At 58.0% G+C, this 21045-nt stretch carries 19 protein-coding genes; 8 read left to right on the top strand and 11 right to left on the bottom strand.

The features are described from left to right. Nucleotides 1-116 precede the first annotated feature (116 nt). The 7 genes from HZB23_07515 (at nt 117) to nuoB (ending at nt 8311) form a co-directional block, all read left to right on the top strand. Nucleotides 117-812 carry a PTS sugar transporter subunit IIA gene (locus tag HZB23_07515; protein ID MBI5844499.1) on the top strand — a complete coding sequence of 232 codons (696 nt, stop codon included), beginning with the start codon at nt 117-119 and terminating at the stop codon, nt 810-812. 4 nt (nt 813-816) lie between these two features. Continuing rightward, nucleotides 817-2772: a hypothetical protein gene (locus tag HZB23_07510; GenBank protein MBI5844498.1), complete on the top strand. Its 1956-nt coding sequence runs from the start codon at nt 817-819 to the stop codon at nt 2770-2772. A 178-nt stretch (nt 2773-2950) separates the two neighbouring features. Continuing rightward, nucleotides 2951-3862 (top strand): NADH-quinone oxidoreductase subunit H, encoded by a 912-nt coding sequence (locus HZB23_07505; GenBank protein MBI5844497.1) that lies wholly within the window; start codon nt 2951-2953, stop codon nt 3860-3862. A gap of 6 nt (nt 3863-3868) precedes the next feature. After that, complete coding sequence (locus tag HZB23_07500) at nt 3869-4510, top strand: hydrogenase (protein MBI5844496.1); 642 nt, start codon at nt 3869-3871, stop codon at nt 4508-4510. Nucleotides 4511-4515: 5 nt separating this feature from the next. Further along, a complete protein-coding gene (locus HZB23_07495; GenBank protein ID MBI5844495.1) occupies nt 4516-6003 on the top strand; it encodes an NADH dehydrogenase FAD-containing subunit in 1488 nt (495 codons plus the stop codon). Beyond that, nucleotides 6003-7493, top strand: a complete 1491-nt coding sequence (locus HZB23_07490; protein ID MBI5844494.1) for an NADH-quinone oxidoreductase subunit C — start codon at nt 6003-6005, stop codon at nt 7491-7493. The genes HZB23_07495 and HZB23_07490 overlap by 1 nt, the downstream gene beginning before the upstream one ends. Nucleotides 7494-7528: 35 nt before the next feature. Further along, nucleotides 7529-8311: an NADH-quinone oxidoreductase subunit NuoB gene (gene nuoB, locus HZB23_07485; GenBank protein MBI5844493.1), complete on the top strand. Its 783-nt coding sequence runs from the start codon at nt 7529-7531 to the stop codon at nt 8309-8311. Nucleotides 8312-8333: 22 nt separating this feature from the next. Here the strand turns inward: nuoB and HZB23_07480 are convergent, their stop codons facing one another. The 11 genes from HZB23_07480 to HZB23_07430 form a co-directional block, all read right to left on the bottom strand. Next, nucleotides 8334-8744 (bottom strand): response regulator, encoded by a 411-nt coding sequence (locus tag HZB23_07480; protein MBI5844492.1) that lies wholly within the window; start codon nt 8742-8744, stop codon nt 8334-8336. A gap of 7 nt (nt 8745-8751) precedes the next feature. Then, entirely contained in the window at nt 8752-9534 is a 783-nt protein-coding gene (locus tag HZB23_07475) for a sigma 54-interacting transcriptional regulator (protein MBI5844491.1), read from the bottom strand. After that, nucleotides 9528-9764, bottom strand: a complete 237-nt coding sequence (locus HZB23_07470; GenBank protein MBI5844490.1) for a hypothetical protein — start codon at nt 9762-9764, stop codon at nt 9528-9530. Before HZB23_07470 ends, HZB23_07475 begins: the two co-directional genes overlap by 7 nt. 297 nt (nt 9765-10061) lie before the next feature. After that, the gene (locus HZB23_07465; GenBank protein ID MBI5844489.1) at nt 10062-10949 is read right to left on the bottom strand and encodes a 4Fe-4S binding protein; all 888 of its coding nucleotides are present in this window, start codon (nt 10947-10949) and stop codon (nt 10062-10064) included. After that, nucleotides 10946-11476 (bottom strand): tRNA (N6-threonylcarbamoyladenosine(37)-N6)-methyltransferase TrmO, encoded by a 531-nt coding sequence (gene tsaA, locus HZB23_07460; protein MBI5844488.1) that lies wholly within the window; start codon nt 11474-11476, stop codon nt 10946-10948. The genes HZB23_07465 and tsaA overlap by 4 nt, the downstream gene beginning before the upstream one ends. 324 nt (nt 11477-11800) lie before the next feature. Continuing rightward, the gene (locus tag HZB23_07455) at nt 11801-12745 is read right to left on the bottom strand and encodes an NAD(P)H-binding protein (GenBank protein ID MBI5844487.1); all 945 of its coding nucleotides are present in this window, start codon (nt 12743-12745) and stop codon (nt 11801-11803) included. Then, nucleotides 12738-13280 (bottom strand): hypothetical protein, encoded by a 543-nt coding sequence (locus HZB23_07450; GenBank protein MBI5844486.1) that lies wholly within the window; start codon nt 13278-13280, stop codon nt 12738-12740. The genes HZB23_07455 and HZB23_07450 overlap by 8 nt, the downstream gene beginning before the upstream one ends. A gap of 169 nt (nt 13281-13449) precedes the next feature. Beyond that, nucleotides 13450-14541, bottom strand: a complete 1092-nt coding sequence (gene ald, locus HZB23_07445; GenBank protein ID MBI5844485.1) for an alanine dehydrogenase — start codon at nt 14539-14541, stop codon at nt 13450-13452. An 11-nt stretch (nt 14542-14552) separates the two neighbouring features. Then, nucleotides 14553-15425: a carboxylating nicotinate-nucleotide diphosphorylase gene (nadC, locus tag HZB23_07440; GenBank protein ID MBI5844484.1), complete on the bottom strand. Its 873-nt coding sequence runs from the start codon at nt 15423-15425 to the stop codon at nt 14553-14555. 118 nt (nt 15426-15543) lie between these two features. Next, a complete protein-coding gene (locus HZB23_07435; GenBank protein ID MBI5844483.1) occupies nt 15544-18219 on the bottom strand; it encodes a valine--tRNA ligase in 2676 nt (891 codons plus the stop codon). A 307-nt stretch (nt 18220-18526) separates the two neighbouring features. Continuing rightward, on the bottom strand, nt 18527-18880 hold the full coding sequence (locus tag HZB23_07430) for a hypothetical protein (GenBank protein MBI5844482.1): 354 nt from the start codon (nt 18878-18880) through the stop codon (nt 18527-18529). A gap of 261 nt (nt 18881-19141) precedes the next feature. Between HZB23_07430 and typA the strand changes: the two genes are divergently transcribed. Further along, the gene (typA, locus tag HZB23_07425) at nt 19142-20998 is read left to right on the top strand and encodes a translational GTPase TypA (protein MBI5844481.1); all 1857 of its coding nucleotides are present in this window, start codon (nt 19142-19144) and stop codon (nt 20996-20998) included. Nucleotides 20999-21045 lie beyond the last annotated feature (47 nt).

Below are 21045 nucleotides of genomic sequence, written 5' to 3'. Positions count from 1 at the left end.
CTTTTTTCATGAAGATGCCCGGCTTGAAATTGAATTGACACCAAAGTAACCGTTGAAGTAGAAACCATGCTCTTGAGGAAGATTTCTCGTGGCCCTGATACTTGGCGGGATAAGTCATGAAGCTGGTTGTCCGGGATGTTGCTACTCTTTTCGGTGTTTCGGAAAAGGCCGTTTACCGGTGGATTTCCGGGCAAAAACTGCCCGCCCACCGGATTAACGACCAATACCGGTTCAACAGGATAGAACTTCTGGAATGGGCCACGTCCAACCGGGTGCCGCTTCCCCTTGAAATATTCAGGGAGGACGGTCTGGCCGGTTTTTATGAATTGCGGGAGGCGCTGGAATCGGGCGGAATCCACACCCTGGCGTCGATAAAAGACAAGGCGGCCCTGTGCTCGGAGCTTGTCCGGCTCCTGCCCCTGCCCGGCCCCGAAGAAAGAGGCAACCTCAAAGAGGTCCTCCTGGCCCGCGAATCGCTGGGCGCAACGGGAATAGGCGGCGGCGTCGCGATTCCCCACGTTCAGAACCCCGTCGTAATCCACATCAAATCGCCCGTTGTTTCCCTTTGCTTCCTTTCTACCCCGCTTTTGCTGGACTCCATTGACGGCCTGCCCGTCCACGCCCTTTTCACCATAGTCAGCCCGACCATTTCCGGGCATCTGCGCCTTCTGGCCAGGCTTTCCTTCGCCCTTCAGAAGGCCGGGTTCAAAGACGCGATTTCCAAAAGGGCCGGTGTTTCGGAAATACTTTCGGAGGCCGGGGTGATCGACGCCTTGATAAAGAGCCTGCCGCCCGAAACGGAAGGGACGTGAAAACGTGTCGCTAATCCTTGTTTCCCTTGCAATTCTGGTTATAGGCGCTTTGGCTTCCGCTCTATGGGGCCGCACCCGGCTGGCCACGATTGGTCCGCTGGCCGCCGCCTTGGGCTCCGCAGCGGCCTTTGCCGCCGGGATCGCTTGTTTTATAGACGGTGGGAGCCTCGACCTCGCTCTTTGGTGGGACATGCCGCTAGGCAGCTTCCATATAGGCATGGACCCTCTGTCAACCCTCTTCGTCCTTCTCATAAGCCTCGTGGGCGCTCTTGCCGCCGTCTACGGGCATGGCTACCTCGGCAGGGACAGCGGTGACGGCAAAATCGCCATGAGCTGGTGCTGGTACAATCTTTTGATGGCATCCATGCTTCTGGTGGTGGTGGCAAGGGACGGTTTCCTGTTTCTCACCGCCTGGGAGGCCATGAGCCTTGCCTCGTTTTTTCTGGTGATGTACGACCATGAAAAAGACGAAGTCAGCCGCGCGGGATGGATATACCTTGTGGCCACCCACATCGGAACCGCCTTTCTGCTCGTTATGTTCCTCCTGTTGGGTCACGCGGGGGACATGGATTTTTCCCGTCTGGCGGCAACGGGTTCAGAGGCTACGTTCATTTTCGCGGCGGCCCTTATCGGTTTCGGAGTCAAGGCCGGTTTCACCCCCTTACACGTCTGGCTTCCCGAAGCTCACCCGGCGGCCCCTTCGCACGTTTCGGCCCTCATGAGCGGAGTCATGATCAAAACCGGCATTTACGGCATTTTAAGGGTGATGACCTTTCTTGGCGCGCCCGTTCCCTGGTGGGGCTGGGTATTGGTTGCCACAGGCGTGATTTCGGGGGTTGCCGGGGTTCTGTTCGCCCTTGCCCAGCACGACTTGAAAAGGCTTCTGGCCTACCACAGCGTTGAAAACATCGGCATCATAGCCTTGGGCCTTGGAATCGGGATTCTTGGGATCACTTCGGGCAATCAGGCTCTGGCGGCCCTGGGGCTTTGCGGCGGGCTTTTGCACGTCATCAATCACGGCCTGTTCAAAAGCCTTTTGTTCATGGGAGCCGGAAGCGTGCTTCACGCCACCGGAACCCGCGAGATAGACCACATGGGCGGACTCATAAAGCGCATGCCCGTGACCGGGGCGGTTTTTCTGGTGGGAGCGGCGGCCATTAGCGCCCTGCCGCCCTTTAACGGCTTTGTCAGCGAATTTTTGATCTACTCCGCAGGATTCACCGGCATGAGCCAGGGCGCTGCTGCATGGGGCGGATTGGCGGCGGTGGCCGGGCTGGCCCTTATAGGCGGCCTTGCCGCAGCCTGCTTCACCAAGGCCTTCGGGATCGTTTTTCTTGGCGAGCCCCGTACCGGGCAGGCCGCGAAAGCGCACGAATCAAACCGCCTCATGCTTTGGCCCATGATAACGCTGGCCGTTTTGTGCGCGGCCATAGGGCCTCTGGCCTTTCTGGCGGTGGGCCTGGTTATGCCGGCTGCGTCCCAGGTGGCGTCGGGCGCGGTCACCCCGGAAACGCTTGGCGGGCTCGATGGTTTTGCCGCAGGCATAAGCATCATGGCCCTTTGCATGGGGGGGCTGGCGGCTTTCTTTTTCTTCCTGCGCGGCGGCCTTCTAAAAAACCGCTCCGTACAAGAAAGTCTTACCTGGGATTGCGGTTACGCCGCGCCCAACGAAAGGATGCAGTACACCGCATCCTCCTTTGCCCGGCCCATAGTCGGCATGTTCGGAATTTTACTGGGCACCCGGACCGAGATCGAGCAGCCGGAAGGACTTTTTCCCGCCGGGGCGTCTTTGCACACCCACACGGACGACATCTTCGTGAAAAGGGCCTACGGGCCGGCGGTGATGTTCGTCTCAAGGCTGGCCGGCCTTTTCCGGCGGCTCCAGCAGGGGCGGACCAATCTTTACATCCTTTACATAGTGATAGCCATTCTCATCATGCTTTTCTGGAACCTGTGGTGACAGCCTGTCCAAAAACGCGAACTGCTGTGTCAGGCATCGCCTAAAAGTCGGTCACGTACAAAAGCGTACGCTCCCTTCTTTTAGGCTTGCCAACCTTCGCATTTCATCGTTTTTGATCAGGCTGATATCCAGGCCTTGAGTACGGCATTTTCAACAAGATGGTAAGGCTCATTAAAAAATGACCTGGCAAATACTCAACTTTTTTCTGGCTCTCCTTTTAAGCCCGCTTCTTTATTCCGTAATAAACCGGACAAAGGCCTTTTTCGGAGGCCGGAACGGCCCGCCGGTTCTTCAGCCTTACTATGATCTCGTAAAGCTCCTGCGCAAGGGAGCCGTTTACAGCCGCACAACGAGCTGGATTTTCCGCGCGGCCCCATCCATCGAGCTGGCCTCGGTGCTGGCAGCCCTTGCGGTGACCCCCCTTTGCGGGGTTCCCGCCCTTTTGTCCTTTTCGGGCGACCTGGTTTTTCTGGCCTACTCCCTTGGGCTTTCGCGGTTCTTTTTCGTGACCGCCGCCCTGGACACCGGCTCCGCCTTCGAGGGCATGGGAGCAAGCCGGGAGGTGCAGTTTTCCGCCTTGGCCGAGGTAACCCTCATCGTGGGCCTGGCTGCGGTGGCTGCGATGGTTCACTCCTTTTCTCTAACCGACATGTGCGCCACGGCCTGGGACGGGATGACCGTCAACGGCGGCCCGGCCACCCTGATCCTGGTTTCCCTGGCGCTTCTGGTGGTGCTTCTTGCCGAAAACGCCCGCATCCCGGTTGACGACCCCACCACGCACCTTGAGCTTACCATGATCCACGAGGTCATGATCCTGGACCACTGCGGAGTGGACCTTGCCTTCATCGAGTACGCGTCGGCTGTGAAGTTCTGGATTCTGGGCTCCATCCTGGTTTCCATGTCCCTGCCCCTGCGTTCCTTAAACCCCGGCTTGGACCTTCTGGCCGGGCTTTCAGGGCTTTTTCTCATGGCCGTTCTGGTGGGTGTCATAGAATCGACGATGGCGAGGCTCAAGCTGGTAAGGGTGCCCCAGTTGCTGGTGGCCTCAGGCGTACTGTCTTTCCTTGCGCTGTTCAACGTTTTGAGGTGAGCTTTCATGCAATCCTTTTATGAAGCCATGACGATCCTTCTGGTGCTCTTGAATTTCAGGCTCTTGGGCGCAAGCCAGCTTGGCGCATGCGTCCGCACAGTTGCCTTTCAGGCCCTCGTTATCGGAGTGCTGGCGATTCTCACCCACGGCTTTTCATGGACCTGGGTGCCGCTTCTGATTGTCCTGGTCACCCTGGTGAAGGCCATCGTGCTTCCGGGGCTCGTGAAGAGGGCCATGAGCGAGACCGGCGTGGTGCAGGAGATGCAGCCTTTCGTGGGCTACACATTTTCGGTCCTCATAGGCGTCGGAATGCTGGTGGCGAGCTTTCTGGCCATGCGGCCCCTCAGGGTGCCACTGGGCGAGGCCACGCAGCTTCTGGTGCCGGTTACGCTTTTCACCATGCTTACCGGGCTTTTTCTCATCGTGGCCAGAAAAAAGGCCATCACCCAGGTTCTGGGCTTTCTCACCATGGAAAACAGCATCTACCTTTTCGGCGTGGCCTTCGCCATTCAGGAGTCATGGCTGGTTCAGACCGGGGTGCTTCTTGATGTTTTCGCGGCGGTATTTGTCATGGGAATCATGATTTATCATATAAACAGGGAATTCGACGACATCGACACCGGCGATCTGTCGGACTTGAAAGACTGACGAACATGATCTGGGCCTTGATACTGGTTCCCGCCCTTTGCGGCTTTTTCGCCTTTTTCCTGAAATCGGGCCGCGCCGGACTCTTTCTTCTCACCGGAGCGGCTGCACTTCATTTTCTGCTGGTGATGGCCGCGTGGATCATGCCCCTGCCCTTTACGGCGGCGTCGGGCTGGCTTGCCGTCGACTCCGCGTCCCTCCTATTTTTGAGCATAGCGAGCCTTCTTTTCCTTTCGGTGGCCATCTATTCGATCTTCTATCTGGCCCCTTCCCGAAAGGCTCCCATCAACGACTATCTGGAAGGCTACCAGTTCGAGAACCGCCCTGACGCGGTTTTCGTCGGCTGCCTGCTTCTGTTTCTGGCGTCCATGACCACGGTGACAGTTTCCCGGCACCTTGGCGTGCTGTGGGTCGCGGTGGAGGCCACAACGCTGGCCAGCGCCCCCCTTATCTATCATCACCGCCACCACAGGAGCCTGGAGGCTGCCTGGAAATACCTGCTCATCTGCTCGGTGGGGATCTCCCTGGCCCTTCTGGGCAACTTCTTTCTCGCCATGGCCACGCGCTCTTTATCCGGCGGGGAACTGAACCTTCTGCTGCCTGTCCTTGTGGAACACGCGGCCAGGCTTTCGCCGGAATGGCTCAAGGCCGCCTTTCTTCTGATGCTCGTTGGATACGGAACCAAAATGGGCCTGGCTCCCATGCATTCATGGCTGCCGGACGCCCACAGCGAGGCCCCGTCGCCGGTGTCCGCGCTCTTGTCCGGGGCGCTTTTGAACTGCGCGTTTTTGGCTATACTGAGGGTTTACACCATCATGGAGGCTGCGGGCCTTGGCCAGTTCGCAAGGGACAGGCTGGTTCTGTTCGGCCTCATATCAATGGTATGGGCCGCAATGCTGCTGATTTCCCAGAGCGACTACAAGCGAATGCTGGCCTATTCAAGCGTGGAGCATGTGGGAGTGATGGCTGTGGGCGTGGGCGTGGGAGGAGTGGCCGGGTTCGGAGCCATGCTTCACGCGGTGAATCATTCCCTGGTAAAGGCCGCTCTCTTCATGGTTGCGGGAAACATCCTGGCTGTGTACCAGAGCAAGATCACCAAGGACACCAGGGGGCTTTTGGGGGTGATGCCCGTGAGCGGGGTTTTGTGGCTCGCGGGGATTCTGGCCGTGACGGGTTCGCCGCCTTTCGGCCTGTTCGCAAGCGAGCTTACGATTTTAAAAGGGGCGCTTGCCGGAGGCCGCTACTGGGTGGCAGGTGCTTATCTTGCGGCGCTTGTCCTGGCCTTTGCCGGAATAATCTGGGCCGCCATGCGTATGGCCTACGGCCAACCTCTGGTGGCCGCGAACCCGCCAATAATGAAGGTCCGCGAATCCTTTTTTTCCGTAGCAGGTCCGGTGGTCCTTATTTTTTGCGTACTCGCGCTGGGGCTTTGGGTGCCGCCTCCTTTGCGGAATCTCTTGAGCGAGGCGGCTGCCGCCCTGGGCGGAGGCATGTGATGACCGATTCCATCCTTCGCGTATATAACGGCGAGGCCGCGCCGCTTTCCGAGGTTCCGGCGCTTCCCGTGGACTCCTTCCGTGAACTGGTCATAGAAAGGCTCGGCCACGGCGACATCCTTTCCGCCCTGTTCGCAAGGCCTTTCGGCGACAAATTCCGGCTCTACGCGGTTTTATGCGATGCAGCGCGGGAACAGCTTGGGATAGCGGCAGCCGAGATCGGAAAAATTTATCCGTCCATAACCGCCGATTGCCCTTGCGCGCACTGGTTCGAGCGGGAAATCCACGAACAGTACGGCATCATGCCCTTCGGTCATCCCTGGCTCAAACCCATCCGCTTCGAGCCCTCCCGCGTTGGAGGCAAGACCGGCCAGATCGGCGTCACGGATTTTTTTTCCATGCACGGCGCGGAGGTTCACGAGGTGGCGGTGGGGCCGGTTCACGCGGGGGTCATAGAGCCCGGCCATTTCCGTTTTCAGTGCCACGGCGAAACGGTGTATCACCTGGAAATTTCCTTAGGCTACCAGCACCGGGGCGTCGAACGCGCGGTGGAACTCGGCCCCGACGCCCGCACCATCCATTACATGCAGACCCTCGCGGGAGACACCAGCATCGGCCACTCCACGGCCTATTGCTCGGTTCTGGAGGCCCTTTCGGGGGCACAGGTTCCACCCGCAGCCGATTCGATAAGGGCCGTGGCCGCCGAACTGGAGCGCATGGCCAACCACACGGGCGACCTTGGGGCACTTGCGGGCGACATTGGATTTCTGCCCACCCAGAATTACTGCGGGCGCATCAGGGGCGACATCTTAAACCTCACCGCCCTCATCTGCGGCAACCGTTTCGGGAGGAACCTCTTAACGCCGGGCGGGGTGCGGTTCGACCTCGATGCGGATCGAAGGAAGACCCTGCTCACGCGCCTGGACGACGTGGAAAAAGACCTGGAATCGGCGATCTCGATCTTTTTCGGGGCGTCCTCGGCCCTGGCCCGCCTGGAGGGGGTCGGGGGGCTTTCGGCTGAAACGGCTCGGCTGATAGGGCTTGTGGGACCAGCCGCCCGCGCCTGCGGACTTTCACGGGATGTTCGGGTGCGCCTGCCGTATTCGGCCTACAGGTTCGATTCACTGCCCGTGTCCACCTTTCACACGGGCGACTGCTTTGCCAGGGCCTACGTCCGCAAACTCGAAATCGAGCAGTCCATAGGCTTCATCAGAAGACAGCTAAAGTCCCCCATCGGCGGCGGATTTGTGAAGGCCCCTGGGGTCCTTGCGCCCGACAGCCTTGCCGTTGCCCTCACCGAGGGCTGGCGGGGGGAAATCTGCCACGTGGCGGCCACGAACCGCGAGGGCAGGTTCGCCTTTTACAAGGTGGTGGACCCTTCGTTCCACAACTGGTTCGGCCTGGCCCAGGTTCTTCGAGGGCAGCAGATTTCGGACTTTCCCCTGTGCAACAAAAGTTTCAATCTTTCCTATTGCGGGCATGACCTGTAAACAAATTTCACTCCCGCGATACAAAAGGAAAAGCCATGCTGGACATTTTAAGGGCAAGACTTGCGCAGAAGCACCGCACGTTCAAATATCCGAAAGGCCCTCTGCCCGCCTTGCCGGACATGTTCCAGGGCCGCCCGGTGATAAACGGGCCATGTCCCGACAAATGCGATATCTGCCTTTCCGCCTGCCCGGTGAACGCCATCGGGCGAAGGAAGGACGGGGGCGTAACCATAGACACGGGCCGGTGCCTTTTCTGCGGAGCCTGTTCCGGGGCCTGCCCCCATAAGTCGATCGTTTTCACCCGAAACCATCAGCTTGCGGCGGCGCGGCGGGAGGACCTCGTCATTGCGGAGGGTTCTCAAAAGAGCGCAGATGCGGTATCCGTGATGGCGAAAAAATATTTCAGCCGCTCGCTTAAACTACGGCAGGTTTCGGCGGGCGGCTGCAACGCCTGCGAAGCTGACGTGAACGTTCTGGGTACGCCCGCCTGGGACATGGGACGCTTCGGCATCCAGTTCGTGGCATCCCCTCGCCACGCGGACGGCCTTCTGGTCACCGGCCCCGTAACCGCCAACATGGCCCTTGCGCTTCAAAAAACCTACGAGGCCCTGCCTGAGCCAAGGGTGGTCATCGCCTGCGGCTCGTGCGCCATAAGCGGCGGGCCTTTTGCCGATCATCCCGAAGCGAATAATGGTGCGGGCTCTCTTTTGCCGGTCGATCTTTACATCCCCGGCTGCCCCCCCCACCCGCTCACCGCCCTGGACGGGCTTTTGCGCTTTTTGGGAAGAACCGCGCCCGGTTTCGGGGAGGATTCTTAAAAAGGGTATTCTACCGGCATGATCAGCGGGCGAGAATTTTTTCAGTAAGGGCTATGATGTCTTCGGCTTCGGGGGGTTTTTCCAGGTAGGCGTCAGGCTCGGCAACGTTGCATCCGGCTTCCGGGGCGAGACTTTTTATCTTATGGAAAAAGGTTTTTTTGGCGATTGCCGAAAGCATGACCACCGGGACCTTTGAAAGGAGCCTGTGGGTGCGCAGGTTCCGGTAAGCGGCAAGGCCCTCTTCGATGCCCGGCATCATCACATCCAGAATGATAATGTCCGGGGGATCGGCCACAGCCGTTAAAAGGGCTGTTTCGCCGTCTCCCGCAACGGACACCCGAAAGCCCGACGTCTCAAGAACCGTGCTTACGAAGGTCCGCATGTCCGGTTCGTCGTCCACCACCAGAATAAGCCGCCCGGATTTTTCAGTCATCCTGTTTTCAGTCCCCCGCGATTCCATGTTTTTTCATCTTGCGCCACAGCGTTGACCGGTCCATTCCCAAAAGCCTGGCCGCCTTGCCCCTGTTTCCCCGGCAATTTTCAAGAGCCCCGGAAATGGCCGATTTTTCGTGATCGTCCATGCTTTTTTCAAGGGTCGGCGCACAGGTTTCCGGCGAAGGCTCCCTTTTTTCATCCTTTTGAAGATAAAGCGGAAGGTGCCTTGGGGCGATTTCCTCCCCCCTGCAGATTATTGCGGCGTGTTCCAGGATGTTTTCCATCTCCCGCACGTTTCCCGGATAATCGTGGTTGAGCAGAATCTCCATCGCAGGGCCGGTGATCTTGAGCGCCTCCAGCTTGCGCGCAATGGCCAGTCGCTTCATGATGTGGCTGATCAGAAGTGGTAGGTCGCTCCGGCGTTCGGCGAGGGCCGGAATCGAAAGGCGCATGACATTCAGGCGGTAATAAAGGTCCTCCCTGAAGGTTTTTTCCTTAACCATGTCGCAGAGGCCCCTGTTGGTGGCGGAGATTATCCGGACGTCCACCTTAACCACCCGGCGGCCTCCAAGGGGGTAGAACTCCTTGTCCTCCAGGACCCGGAGGAGCTTGGCCTGGAGAGCTACGGGCATGTCGCCGATTTCATCCAGAAATATGGTTCCGCCGTCGGCCTCCTGGAAGCGACCCGGCTTGTCCCTGTCCGCCCCGGTGAAGGCCCCCTTCACGTAGCCGAACATCTCCGATTCCAGAAGATTGTCGGGAAGGGCCGCGCAGTTCACCTTCACCATTGCCTTCGCGGCGCGGGGCTCTCCGGCCCGCCCAGGGTTTCCGCGAGATCAGGCAATATGTCGTTCAACCGGGCCAGGTCGGGATGATTTTTGATAAGGCGAAAAAAACCAGCCAGGGTGAAACCCCGCTCCAAAACAACGGGCATACCCAGGCAGGACAGTATGTCCGCCCCCTGTTTTTTTTCGGGATGCCTGATGGTTCCGTCGTTTTTGATGATGATGGCGTTCATCGCTTCATCCTCCTGACGGACTTTAGAGCATGAAGCGTGCCTAAAATCGAAAAAGCTTTAAATCATGATAGTTAGGCAAAATTGGCGGGAAAATTTTGAAGGAAGACTCAGCCGATGTTGCATTCTGGCAACGAGCGATGCAACAATATCTGCATCAGGCAGGAGACCGATTTTCGGAACGGGAATTTTGAATGACGCAGGGACAAAAAAACGGCGCGTCCGGCCTTGGGTCGCCGAATGCGCCGTTTCATGATTTTTAAGGCGGGTTATGAAAATTTCCGCTAACGGTCCCTGATGTCAGGACGCCAGGGCCGCGATGTCGCCCTCGTGCACAGAAGGCCCCATCAGAAAGAGCCTGGAAGGCCGCCGGGCCTGGTTTTTGGCGGAAAGGAGCATTTGGCGGAAACTCAGACGCAATCGCGGAAGATCATCCACAAGGAGCCTGTTTTCCGATATCGCAGCCGAAATGCCAGGGCTATCCGGAATGCTCAGAAAAACCGGGACCCTGGCCTTCCGGCAAAGCCTTTCAATCCGGCCATCTCCCGCGCCCGACCTGTTCACAACCACCCCGAAGGGAAGGCGTTTTTCCCGCGCTTTCAACAGAGAACGGGAAAGCTCGTAAATCCCGCGCGGCGAAGGCTCCGCCACCCACAGCATCACGTCGCATTCGAGGGGGTTTGGAAAGGCGTCCGGCGGACAGTCCATTATGGTGAGCCCGCCGGGCTCGGCAAATTTCCTGATGGATTTTTCGAGAATCCGCCCCATGTGCTCGTGGTCGCTCATTTTGCCGGAAACCAGGAAAATGTTGCCGGAAACTCCTGTTTCAACGGCTCCGATGAGCCTTGCCGCCAGGGTTATGGCCCCTGTGGGGCAGGCCCTTCGGCACGCTCCGCCGCTGTGGCAAAGGGCCGGAAAAACCTGGGGCGCGCCCCTGAAGGGCCGAAGGGCCTTGTAATAACAGGCGGCCACGCATTCGCCGCAGGAGTCGCACAGGGCCGCGTCAATCCTTGGAACCGGAACGAAGACCGGCTCGGATGCGATTTTTTCGGCACGTATGAAATCCGCGCAACACGGTTTTGAAACATCCATATCCAAAAGAGTCACGGGCGAAAGCGAGGCTCCCGCAAGATTGGCCGCGACAAAGGTCGCTCCGGCCCCTCTTGCGCCCGTTACGGCGATTATCATGATTTTTCCCCGCTATCGGAATTTCCGCCGTTCCCGGCAAAATTCCGCCTTCCACGCTGTTTCATGGTTTGTTCGTCAACATTGTCAACCCACCCGCTTCCCGCGTCAAAGGGACGGTCGAACTTGGCGACCCAGGGTTTTATGTCCAGAAGGGGCGTGCCGTCAAGGATGTCAACGTCTTCGAGCAGCAGCACATTTCCTTCACGAGCGGTCAGTCTCACCATCGAAAGCCCCAGGCCGGAGGGCCTTTTGGGATGGCGGGTGGCGAAAACGCCCTTTTCGACATCCTCCAGAAAGGGCCTTACCGTCAGGGCCGACGGCCCGGCCTGGTGGAAGTGGTATATCAGGATGATGTGGGTGAATTCCTCGATGCCGTCAAGCTCTTCCGCGTATTCGGGAAAGACCACGGCGCGGCCCTTCACGCCCCTTGCGAAAACCGGCTGAATGGGGGTTTTGTCGGCCTCGACGTGAACGGATTCGATGACGCCTATGGGCGCTATCACCACTTTTTCGGATTTTAACGCCATGCCGCCGCCCTTCGATGATCCAAACGTTTTCAATGCATCCACCGCCCTGACGTGGAATGAACCCGCCCCACGGCTTCCACGCCCGAATTATCAATGCATCACCCGTGCCGGATGGGCCAAAACCCGGAAGATTATATTTTATGCCTTTTGAAACAAGATGTTAAGATGTTTGACTTTTTCAACGGGAAACGCCCTGGGCCGCATGAGGAAAGCAGGTGTTGCATTAACGCAACAAGACACCGCTCCACACCGCGAAGTTTCCGGCTTTTTTCCTAAAAGCTTATACCGGCTTGAAGTGTATATATTTCTTTAACATTTGAAATCTCAATATGCCGTTTTACGGTCGCGCCTTCTGGCAAGCTCGCTGGCGTATCTGATTCCAAGCCTGTCCCGGTTTTCCTTCGCCCAGTCAGTCAGCCGGGTCGATCCGGCTGGCGGGGAGTCAACATAAAGCAGATCGTCCATGAGCCCTTCGATTTCCTCCTTTGTCACAAGCACGTCCTTCATCAGCTTTCCCACTGCAAGGGAGACGAGATGGCACAGCCACGGCGGAAGGGGGACTATTGGCCGCCGCTTTCCGATAATGGAACCGATTTCGGACACAAGATTGCGGTATGAAAAAGTTTCCGGACCAATGGCGTCAATTATCGTGTTGCCTTGGTGTCCGCCCTGTTCCACTGCGAGGCGCGCAAGATCGTCCACGAAAATGGGTTGTAGGCGGTAGGAGCCCTCCCCGAAAAGGCCGAATACCGGAAATTTGCGCAACATCCAGGCGATATTGTTTATAAGGATGTCCTCCTGGCCGAAAAGAACAGCAGGTCTTAGGATCGAGTAGGAAATTCCCGAATTCACAAGTGCTTGTTCCAGAACCGCCTTTCCTCTGAAATATTCCAGAGTGGAATTTTTATCGGGATTGGTGATGCTGACGTGAACAATCCTTTTAACCCCCGCCTTTTGCGCTGCGTTAAAAAGAATCAAGGTGTTCCGTACTGCCTCGGAGTGGGAAAATTTCGCGGAGCCGGTGAGCGAATTGAACCTGACCCAGTAGGTGTTGTAGAGAACTTTGGCTCCGGAAAGCGAGGCCGCAAGCTTATCCGGTTCACCAAAATTGAAAGGCGCCGCCTCGACCAACCCGCCAAAGGGGTTCAGACGGTCGGGCGAATCCGTAATGGTTCGCACCTTCGCTCCTTTTTTAAGAAGCCTTAGGGCTATATATTTTCCAGAATATCCGAATGCGCCTGTGACAACGTACAGTCCGTCGTTATGCATTTGCGTTTCCTTTCCCGGTAAAAGATGCAGCCACAGAGGCAAGCCCGGAGCTTTCTATTGAGATCATCACCCTTACGATGCCGTCTATCTGGTCAAAAAAGGTTTTCACGGCTTCAAGGCGGCTGGAGAGGAAATCACGTTCCTTATCCGAGGAATGCCCATCTTTAATGCGAACCATTTCCAGGCTCTCCCCCACCGCAGAAATTGCCAGATCAAACTCCCGTTGTTCCCTTTCCGCCAAAATGTTTTTAACGATCTGCCAGAAATCGGTTTCCGGTACGTAGTAATCCTTGCGGTCGCCGAGCCGCAGCTCCTTTCTCACCATTTTCAGGCGTTCAAGGGCGCGGACGTGGGTTGATACCGCCCCTTTTGTGACCTCTGTGAGGCTTACCAACTCATCCAGATTTACAGGCTCGGGGGCAAGGTAAACGGCCCCGTAAACCGCCCCCATTGCCTTGGGGAATCCCCAAAAACCGGCAATGCGTGAAACAGCCTGTATGAAGTGTTTTTTTGCCTCATCATTTTGAGAACTCATTTTTTTCGTTTCCTTGTAAGTTTAGTTTGTTTAGATTAAACTAAATATTCTATATAAAAAATTTTCACGCCTGTCAAGATACTTATGAATTCAAATGCGAAAAAATTTGGGATTGTGATGGAATCAGCAAGAGGAAAGGATAATGATCTGTATCAATCGGTCATGCGGGTCACGATAGAATTCGTTGGAGTTCGGCGACGCCGGGGCAGGTGACGTGGCCCATGATCACGTTGGCCCCTTCGCGGATTTCGGGGTTTTCGGCGCAGGCCCTTTTCCAGCCCTTGTCGGCGATTTCAAGGGCGTAGGGAAGGGTCGCGTTGGTGAGGGCCTGGGTGCTGGTCTTGGCCACGGCTCCCGGCATGTTGGCCACGCAGTAATGGACCACGCTGTCCACTATGTAAACCGGGTCGTTGTGGGTGGTGGGACGCGAGGTCTCGAAGCAGCCGCCCTGGTCGATGGCAACATCAACGAGCACCGCGCCCTTTTTCATGGTTTTCAGCATGTCGCGGGTGATGAGCCTGGGAGCCTTGGCCCCCACCAGGAGGACCGCGCCCACCACCACGTCGGCGTCGGCTATGTGCCTTCTTATGGCCGAGGGGCTGGCAAAGAGGGTGAAACAGTTGGCGGGCATGACCTCTGCCACCCGGCGAAGGCGGTCCAGGCTGGTATCCATGAGAAAGACCCGCGCGCCAAGGCCGCAGGCCATGCGGGCCGCGTTCACACCCACCACGCCCGCGCCTATCACCACCACCTTTCCGGGATCGACTCCGGGAACGCCGCCCAGAAGGATTCCGCCGCCGCCCGCCGCCATTTCCAGGTACTTGGCTCCCTGCTGGATGGCCATGCGCCCGGCGACCTCGCTCATGGGGGTTAGAAGCGGAAGCGAGCCGTCGGCCTTTTTCACGGTTTCGTAGGCTATAGAGACGCTTTTGCTGTCGATGAGAACCCGCGTGAGTTTTTCCGCAGCCGCAAGATGGAGATAGGTGAAAAGAATCTGGCCGGGCCGCAGAAGGTCGTACTCCGGCGGCAGGGGCTCCTTCACGTGCATCACCATTTCGCAGTATTCGAAAATTTCCTTCGGGGTGTCTTTGATCACGGCCCCGGCTTCGAGGTACTCGGAATCCAAAAAACCGCTGCCCGCCCCTGCCCCGGCCTCGACCCACACCTCGTGCCCGTGGCCCGCAAGAACTTCCGCTCCAGCCGGAGTCATGGAAACCCGGTTTTCCTCGGCCTTGATTTCCTTAAGGATTCCTACGCGCATGGGTGGCTCCTTCAGAGGATGTCCATTTTAATGTCAACGCTTATTGCCGCGTGGGTGAGGGCCCCCGCCGATGCCATGTCCACGCCCAATGTTGACAGGGCCGCGAGGCGGGAGGCGGTTATGCCGCCCGAAACCTCCAGAAGCGCTCTGCCCTTGTTGATCGCAACGGCCTGCCCGATTGTGGCGTCGTCCATGTTATCGAGCAGAATGGCGTCAGCGCCCGCTTCCAGGGCTTCGGCCACCTGTTCCAGGGTGTCGGCCTCCACCTCTATCTTTATGGTGTGGGGGCTAACCCGCCGCACTCGCCGCACCGCCTCGGCCACCCCGCCGCAGGCCGTAACGTGGTTGTCCTTTATGAGCACCCCGTCGTAAAGGCCCATGCGGTGATTGGAGCCGCCGCCCACGCGCACCGCGTATTTTTCCAAGACCCGGAATCCGGGCGTGGTTTTCCTGGTGTCCAGAACCTTGAGGCTTCCAGGCGGCACATCCGCCATGAACTTCCTTACGTGGGTGGCGACTCCTGAGAGCCTTTGAAGGAAATTGAGAGCCGTGCGCTCGCCGGTGAGGAGGGGCCGCATCCGCCCTGAAATTTCGGCGAGCACCTCGCCCTTTTGAACGTAATCGCCGTCCTTGGCGACATGCCGGAATCCGACCTTTTCATCCAGGACCGAAAACACCCGTTCCGCCACGAAAAGCCCGGCCACAACCAGAGGCTCTCCCGCAAGAATCACCGCCTTGCCGGTATCGCAAGGCCCCATCGTGGCCTCGGTGGTGAGGTCGCCGGGGCCGATGTCCTCATCGAGCGCCAGTTCCACCAGCCGGGCTATCAGGCCGCCCGCGTGGATTTCCGGGGTTCGGAAGGGGTCGTGAAAATTATCCGGCATGTCAAATCCTTGAAAAAAAATTTCAGGTGAACCCGCGTCTCGAACTTCAACCACCCAACAGGATAATGCAAAAGTCTCCCAAAACCTGACACAGCAATTCGCGCTTGTGGACAGCCTGTCAACCCTTGCTCAAGGCTGTCAGCTTGCCCATGGTGGTCTCCAGGCGCTCCACCTTCTGAAGGATTTCCTCCTGTTCGGCCCTCACCTTTTCCACGATGTTTTTGGGGGCCTTGCCCAGGAAATCCTCGCTGGAAAGTTTTTTGTTCATGCCCACAAGCTCCTTGGTGAGCTTGCCGATCTCTTTGGATAACCTATCTATTTCCTTGGTAAGATCAATAACTCCTTCAAGCATTACATAAACACCGTGGCCGGATACTGCGGCAAAGGCCGCACCCCTGGGCCGCTCCCTCTCAAGCCCCACGTCGAGATCGGCAATTTTAGCCAGGGCCTTTATGATGCCGTCCTGCTCGGAAAGGACCTCCACGGCCATTTCGTCGGTGGCGTGGACCGCCACTGTGAGAGCAGCGCCGGGCGGAATGTTCATTTCGCCGCGAATGTTCCTCACAGCCGTGATTACGCCCATCACAATCTCCATGTCGGCTTCCGCTTCGGGATCGGGAACCAGTCCCGACTCAGGGTCCGTGGATGCCGGATAAGCCGCGTTCATGATGGAGCCGTCGGTTCCCGGAAACTTCTGCCAGATTTCCTCGGTGACGAAGGGTATGAATGGATGCAGCAGCACCAGAAGGTCCTTGAAAACCCGCGCCAGCACGGTGACCGTGGCCGCCTTGTCGTAGATTCCCTCCTTGTCGTAGAGAACGGGCTTGATTGCCTCCAGGTACCAGTCGCACAGCTCGTGCCAGGTGAAGCGGTACAGTGCGCCCGCAGCCTCGTTGAAGTGGTAGGCGTTAAGGTTTTCGGAAACGTCCGTTATGAGGCGCGAGAGGCGCGAGAGAATCCAACAGTCGCAAAGGGTCTGGGGCGCGGGCGTTGCGGTGGCGGCCTCGGGGTGGGCCGCAAGGTGCGAAAGCACGAACCGGGCCGCGTTCCAGAGCTTGTTGATGAAGTGCCGGTAGCCATCCACCCTTTTTAAGTCCATCTTGATGTCGCGGCCCTGGGCCGCGAAGGCAGCCAGTGTGAAGCGGAAGGCGTCGGTGCCGTAGGTGTCGATGACCTCCACCGGGTCTATTACGTTCCCCTTGGACTTGCTCATCTTCTTGCCCTCGGCATCGCGTACCAGGGCGTGGATGTAAACGTCTTTAAATGGCACGTCGCCCGCGAAATGAAGGCCCATCATCACCATGCGCGCAACCCAGAAAAACAGGATGTCAAATCCCGTGACAAGGACGGCTGTGGGGTAGTAGGTCTTCATCTCCGGCGTGTCGTCGGGCCAGCCCATGGTGGAAAAGGGCCACAGGGCCGACGAGAACCATGTGTCCAGCACGTCGGAGTCCTGGGTCACCGTGTCTTTTCCGCAGGAGGGGCATTGGGTGAGGTCTTCCATGGAGACCGAAAGCTCGCCGCAGGACTCGCAGGTCCAGGCCGGAATGCGGTGCCCCCACCATATCTGGCGGCTTATGCACCAGTCCCGGATGTTCTCCAGCCAGTCGTAGTAGTTCTTGGTCCAGATTTCGGGCACTATGCGGATTTTACCATCTTTGACCACCTTCAGGGCCGCTTCCGCAAGGGGCCCCGCCTTCACGAACCACTGCTTGGAAAGGTTGGGCTCCACCACGGTCTTGCAGCGGTAGCAGTGGCCCACGCCGTGCCTGTGGGGCTCGATCTTCACCAGGAGCCCGGCGGCTTTCAGGTCCTCCACCACCTTTTTGCGGCACTCGTAGCGGTCAAGGCCGGCGTAAGCCCCGGCGTCTTCGGTCATGCGCCCGTCGTCGCCTATCACCTTCACATAAGGAAGATCGTGACGGGTTCCAAGGGTGAAGTCGTTGGGATCGTGGGCCGGGGTGACCTTTAACGCCCCTGTTCCGAAGGACGGGTCCACGTAGTCGTCGGCTATAACCGGAATGGCGCGGTTCATGAGGGGCAGGATGACGTTTTTGCCCACGGCATTCGTGTAGCGGCTGTCCTTGGGATTCACGGCCACTGCGGTGTCGCCCAGCATGGTTTCGGGCCTGGTAGTTGCAACGACAGGGCCGCCCTTGCCGCTCTCGAAGGGATACCGGATGTGGTAGAGGTGGCCGTCAAGCTCCTCGTGTTCCACCTCAAGGTCCGCAAGGGCGGTGTGGCAGCGCGGGCACCAGTTGATGATGTAGTCGCCCCTGTAGATGAGCCCTTCATTATATAGGTCCACGAAGACCCGGCGCACGGCCTTGGACAAGCCCGCGTCCATGGTGAAGCGCTCCCGGCTCCAGTCGCACATGGCTCCCATGCGCTTCAACTGGCTTATGATGGCTCCGCCGTACTGCTTGCGCCATTCCCATACCCGCTCAATGAAGGCTTCCCGGCCAAGGTTGTGGCGGCTGGTTCCCTCTTCGGCGAGCTTTCTTTCAACAACGTTTTGAGTGGCGATTCCTGCGTGGTCGGTGCCGGGCATCCACAGGACGTTATAGCCCTTTGAACGGTGAAAACGGCACAGGATGTCCTGAAGCGTGACGTTCAAGGCGTGGCCCATGTGCAGGACGCCCGTCACGTTGGGAGGCGGAATGACTATGGAGTAGGCGGGGCCGCCCTTTTGGGGGTCCGCCGCAAAGAGTCCTTCCTTTTCCCAGAATTCATACCACCTTGCTTCCACGTCACGGGGCTCGTACCCTTTTTCAAGCTGGGCGTCCTGGCTCATTTCTTCATCCGTCTTGCCGCAAAAGGCGCGGCAAACCTTTCGTTGTGCGCTTTATGGTTAAGAGCGTATCCGTAAATAATCTTTACATTCGATTGCGTCTTCGTCCCTTCCAACTGTTTTGCGCTCCTTGCGAAATAGCTCGCTATTCCGTAAGGGGCGCGCCTTGCTGGTTGGGCGAATCCGCAATCTTAAGTGTTACAACCAAATTTGCGGATAAGCTCTAAAAAAAAAAGGGGATCATGAATACGATCCCCGTAAATTACTGCAAAAAAACCTATTAAAAAGTCCGATAACCAGGGGCGGTTGGTCAGGGCTCGATGATGTACTGCTTGAGCTGGGCCTCGACGGCCTCGGTAACCGCGTGGCTGATTATGTGCTCGATCCTCTCCATGATCATCTCGCGCACGCTGGCGGCGATTTCCGCAGAGATGCGCGCCACGTCCTCGCTGGAAAGGCCGGTGGCCCCCTCCATGGGGATGGAGTCTTGGGGAATGATAATGCCCCGGGCGGGGGTGGCTTCGCCCGGCATGATTTCGATGCCTATGGTAAGATCATCGTTGTCGGACATGGCGTCAAAGACCTCGCTCTTTATGGGTTCGTGGCCGTTCCGGCCTGCTTCGCCGATTTTAGGCCACAATAATCGGGCAAAGAATTTTTCCAACTTGAAATAGCTTCTTTAACAAAGCCTGTAAAGGCTGTCAATAAGGCCCCGCGACCGGATCGCAACAATCGTAAAAACGCCTTAAAGCCCTCAGTACCACTTTTCTGCGAAAAAAACCTGTCGGCCTTGTTGCGTATTGCAATGGTTTTCGGCTATAGCGGCACGGGCGCACTTTTTTTTCGGCGCGGTTTTTATGTTTTTTCCATTTTTTGCGGTTTCGCCCCTCAAGGGCTGTCGCAGGTATTGAAAGGTTTTTTTCAAATGTCTGAAATGAGTACGAATCCCAACCTCAGAAACGTGGCCATCATCGCCCACGTAGATCACGGCAAGACCACCCTTGTTGACGCAATGTTCAGGCAGACCGGCCAGTTCCGGGAAGGGGCAGAGGTTGTCGAGCGCCTCCTGGACAACATGGAGCTGGAGCGCGAGCGCGGCATCACCATCGCGGCCAAGAACTGCTCGGTGGAATACGGCGGCGTGCGCATCAACATAATCGACACCCCCGGCCACGCGGACTTCGGCGGGGAGGTGGAGCGGGCGCTCAACATGGCCGACGGCGCCATTCTTCTGGTGGACGCCTCCGAAGGCCCCCTGCCCCAGACACGGTTCGTGCTCAGAAAGACCCTCCTGGCCGGGCTCAAGGTGATCGTGGTCATCAACAAGATCGACCGAAAGGACGCCCGCCCCGCCGAGGTTCTTGACGAAATTTACGATCTTTTCATCGATCTCGACGCCACCGACCTTCAGCTCGATTTCCCGGTGCTCTATGCAATAGGCCGGGAAGGCACGGCCACCCCTGACCCGGATATTCCGGGAACCGACCTCGAACCCCTTTTCAAGGCCATAGTGGAGAAGCTCCCTCCGCCATCCTACGACCCTGCCCTGCCCTTCCAGATGCTGGTGGTTGATCTCGGCTACTCGGACTACCTTGGGCGTCTCGCGGTTGGCAGGGTGAAAAACGGCTTTGCCAAAAACCGCCAGGATTTGGTATGTGTATCCGAAGGCGACCGCCTTGCCAATCTCAAGGTATCCAAGCTCCAGGTTTATCGCGGGCCTCATCTTGTGGAGACCGACCAGGCCACGCCCGGCGACATCGTTGTGCTTTCGGGCGCGGACGACGTCACCATAGGCGACACTATCTGCACCCGCGAAGCGCCCCTGGCGCTCCCGCGCATCCGGGTGGACGAACCCACTGTCTCCATGAGCTTTTACACCAACACCTCACCCTTTTCCGGGCGCGAGGGGGCGTACGTGCAGGCCCCGAAAATAGAGGAAAGGCTCCGCCGGGAGACCCTCTCCAACGTGGGCATCACCATGAGGCGGAGCGATGACGGGGAAAGCTTCATAGTAAACGGCAGGGGCGAGTTCCAGATGGCCATCCTGGTGGAAACCATGCGCCGGGAGGGCTTCGAGCTCACCGTGGGACGGCCCCAGGTCATCTTCAAACAAAGAGACGGGAAAAAGCTCGAACCCATCGAATACCTCTACATTGACTGCAACGAGGAATTCGCCGGAATCGTCACCGAAAAAATCGCGGCCCGCAAGGGCATCATGAAAAACATGGTGATGAACGGTTCAGGCCGGGCCAGGATGGAGTTTTCCGTGCCCTCCCGCGCCCTCATCGGTTATCGGGACGAATTCATGACCGACACCAAGGGCACCGGCATCATGAATTCCATCCTGGAAGGCTACGAGGAATACCGGGGGGACTTCGTGACGCGTTTTTCCGGCTCGCTTGTGTCTGACCGCCAGGGAAGCGCGGTGGCCTACGCACTTTTCAACCTGGAGCCGCGCGGTCGGCTCTTCATCGTTCCCACGGACCCTGTTTACGAGGGAATGATAATAGGCGAGCACAACCGGGAAAACGACATCAACGTCAACCCGTGCAAGGAAAAAAAGCTCACCAACATGCGGGCTTCGGGAAAGGACGAGCATGTGGTGCTCACATCCATCCGCCCCATGACCCTTGAGCGCGCCCTTCAGTTCATAAGGGAGGACGAGCTTTTAGAGGTGACTCCCAAGAGCCTCAGGCTCAGGAAATCGGCGCTTTCCGCCATAGAGCGCCACCACATGCGGAAAGACAAATTCAAGGAAGGCGCGGAAGCTGATGAAGCCTGATCCTGGGGCTTGCGCCTTTTTTTGGCCTTGATCCGTTTCCGGGAGCG

It is taken from the genome of Deltaproteobacteria bacterium (genome assembly GCA_016235345.1).
Classification (GTDB): domain Bacteria; phylum Desulfobacterota; class Desulfobacteria; order Desulfobacterales; family Desulfatibacillaceae; genus JACRLG01.
The sequence above is the reverse complement of the archived record's forward strand: the minus strand, read 5'-3'. Positions and strand labels throughout refer to the sequence as shown.

Bases quoted from the DNA above. Each gene is read 5' to 3' on its own strand.
- tsaA (MBI5844488.1), bottom strand. From the start codon at position 11,476: ATGGCGTTAAAATCCGAAAAAGTGGTGATAGCGCCCATAGGCGTCATC.
- HZB23_07470 (MBI5844490.1), bottom strand. From the start codon at position 9,764: ATGAACGCCATCATCATCAAAAACGACGGAACCATCAGGCATCCCGAA.
- HZB23_07515 (MBI5844499.1), top strand. From the start codon at position 117: ATGAAGCTGGTTGTCCGGGATGTTGCTACTCTTTTCGGTGTTTCGGAA.
- HZB23_07480 (MBI5844492.1), bottom strand. From the start codon at position 8,744: ATGACTGAAAAATCCGGGCGGCTTATTCTGGTGGTGGACGACGAACCG.
- ald (MBI5844485.1), bottom strand. From the start codon at position 14,541: ATGCGCGTAGGAATCCTTAAGGAAATCAAGGCCGAGGAAAACCGGGTT.
- HZB23_07455 (MBI5844487.1), bottom strand. From the start codon at position 12,745: ATGCATAACGACGGACTGTACGTTGTCACAGGCGCATTCGGATATTCT.
- HZB23_07475 (MBI5844491.1), bottom strand. From the start codon at position 9,534: ATGGTGAAGGTGAACTGCGCGGCCCTTCCCGACAATCTTCTGGAATCG.
- nuoB (MBI5844493.1), top strand. From the start codon at position 7,529: ATGCTGGACATTTTAAGGGCAAGACTTGCGCAGAAGCACCGCACGTTC.
- HZB23_07505 (MBI5844497.1), top strand. From the start codon at position 2,951: ATGACCTGGCAAATACTCAACTTTTTTCTGGCTCTCCTTTTAAGCCCG.
- HZB23_07435 (MBI5844483.1), bottom strand. From the start codon at position 18,219: ATGAGCCAGGACGCCCAGCTTGAAAAAGGGTACGAGCCCCGTGACGTG.
- HZB23_07465 (MBI5844489.1), bottom strand. From the start codon at position 10,949: ATGATAATCGCCGTAACGGGCGCAAGAGGGGCCGGAGCGACCTTTGTC.
- HZB23_07450 (MBI5844486.1), bottom strand. From the start codon at position 13,280: ATGAGTTCTCAAAATGATGAGGCAAAAAAACACTTCATACAGGCTGTT.
- HZB23_07495 (MBI5844495.1), top strand. From the start codon at position 4,516: ATGATCTGGGCCTTGATACTGGTTCCCGCCCTTTGCGGCTTTTTCGCC.
- HZB23_07490 (MBI5844494.1), top strand. From the start codon at position 6,003: ATGACCGATTCCATCCTTCGCGTATATAACGGCGAGGCCGCGCCGCTT.
- typA (MBI5844481.1), top strand. From the start codon at position 19,142: ATGTCTGAAATGAGTACGAATCCCAACCTCAGAAACGTGGCCATCATC.
- HZB23_07500 (MBI5844496.1), top strand. From the start codon at position 3,869: ATGCAATCCTTTTATGAAGCCATGACGATCCTTCTGGTGCTCTTGAAT.
- nadC (MBI5844484.1), bottom strand. From the start codon at position 15,425: ATGCCGGATAATTTTCACGACCCCTTCCGAACCCCGGAAATCCACGCG.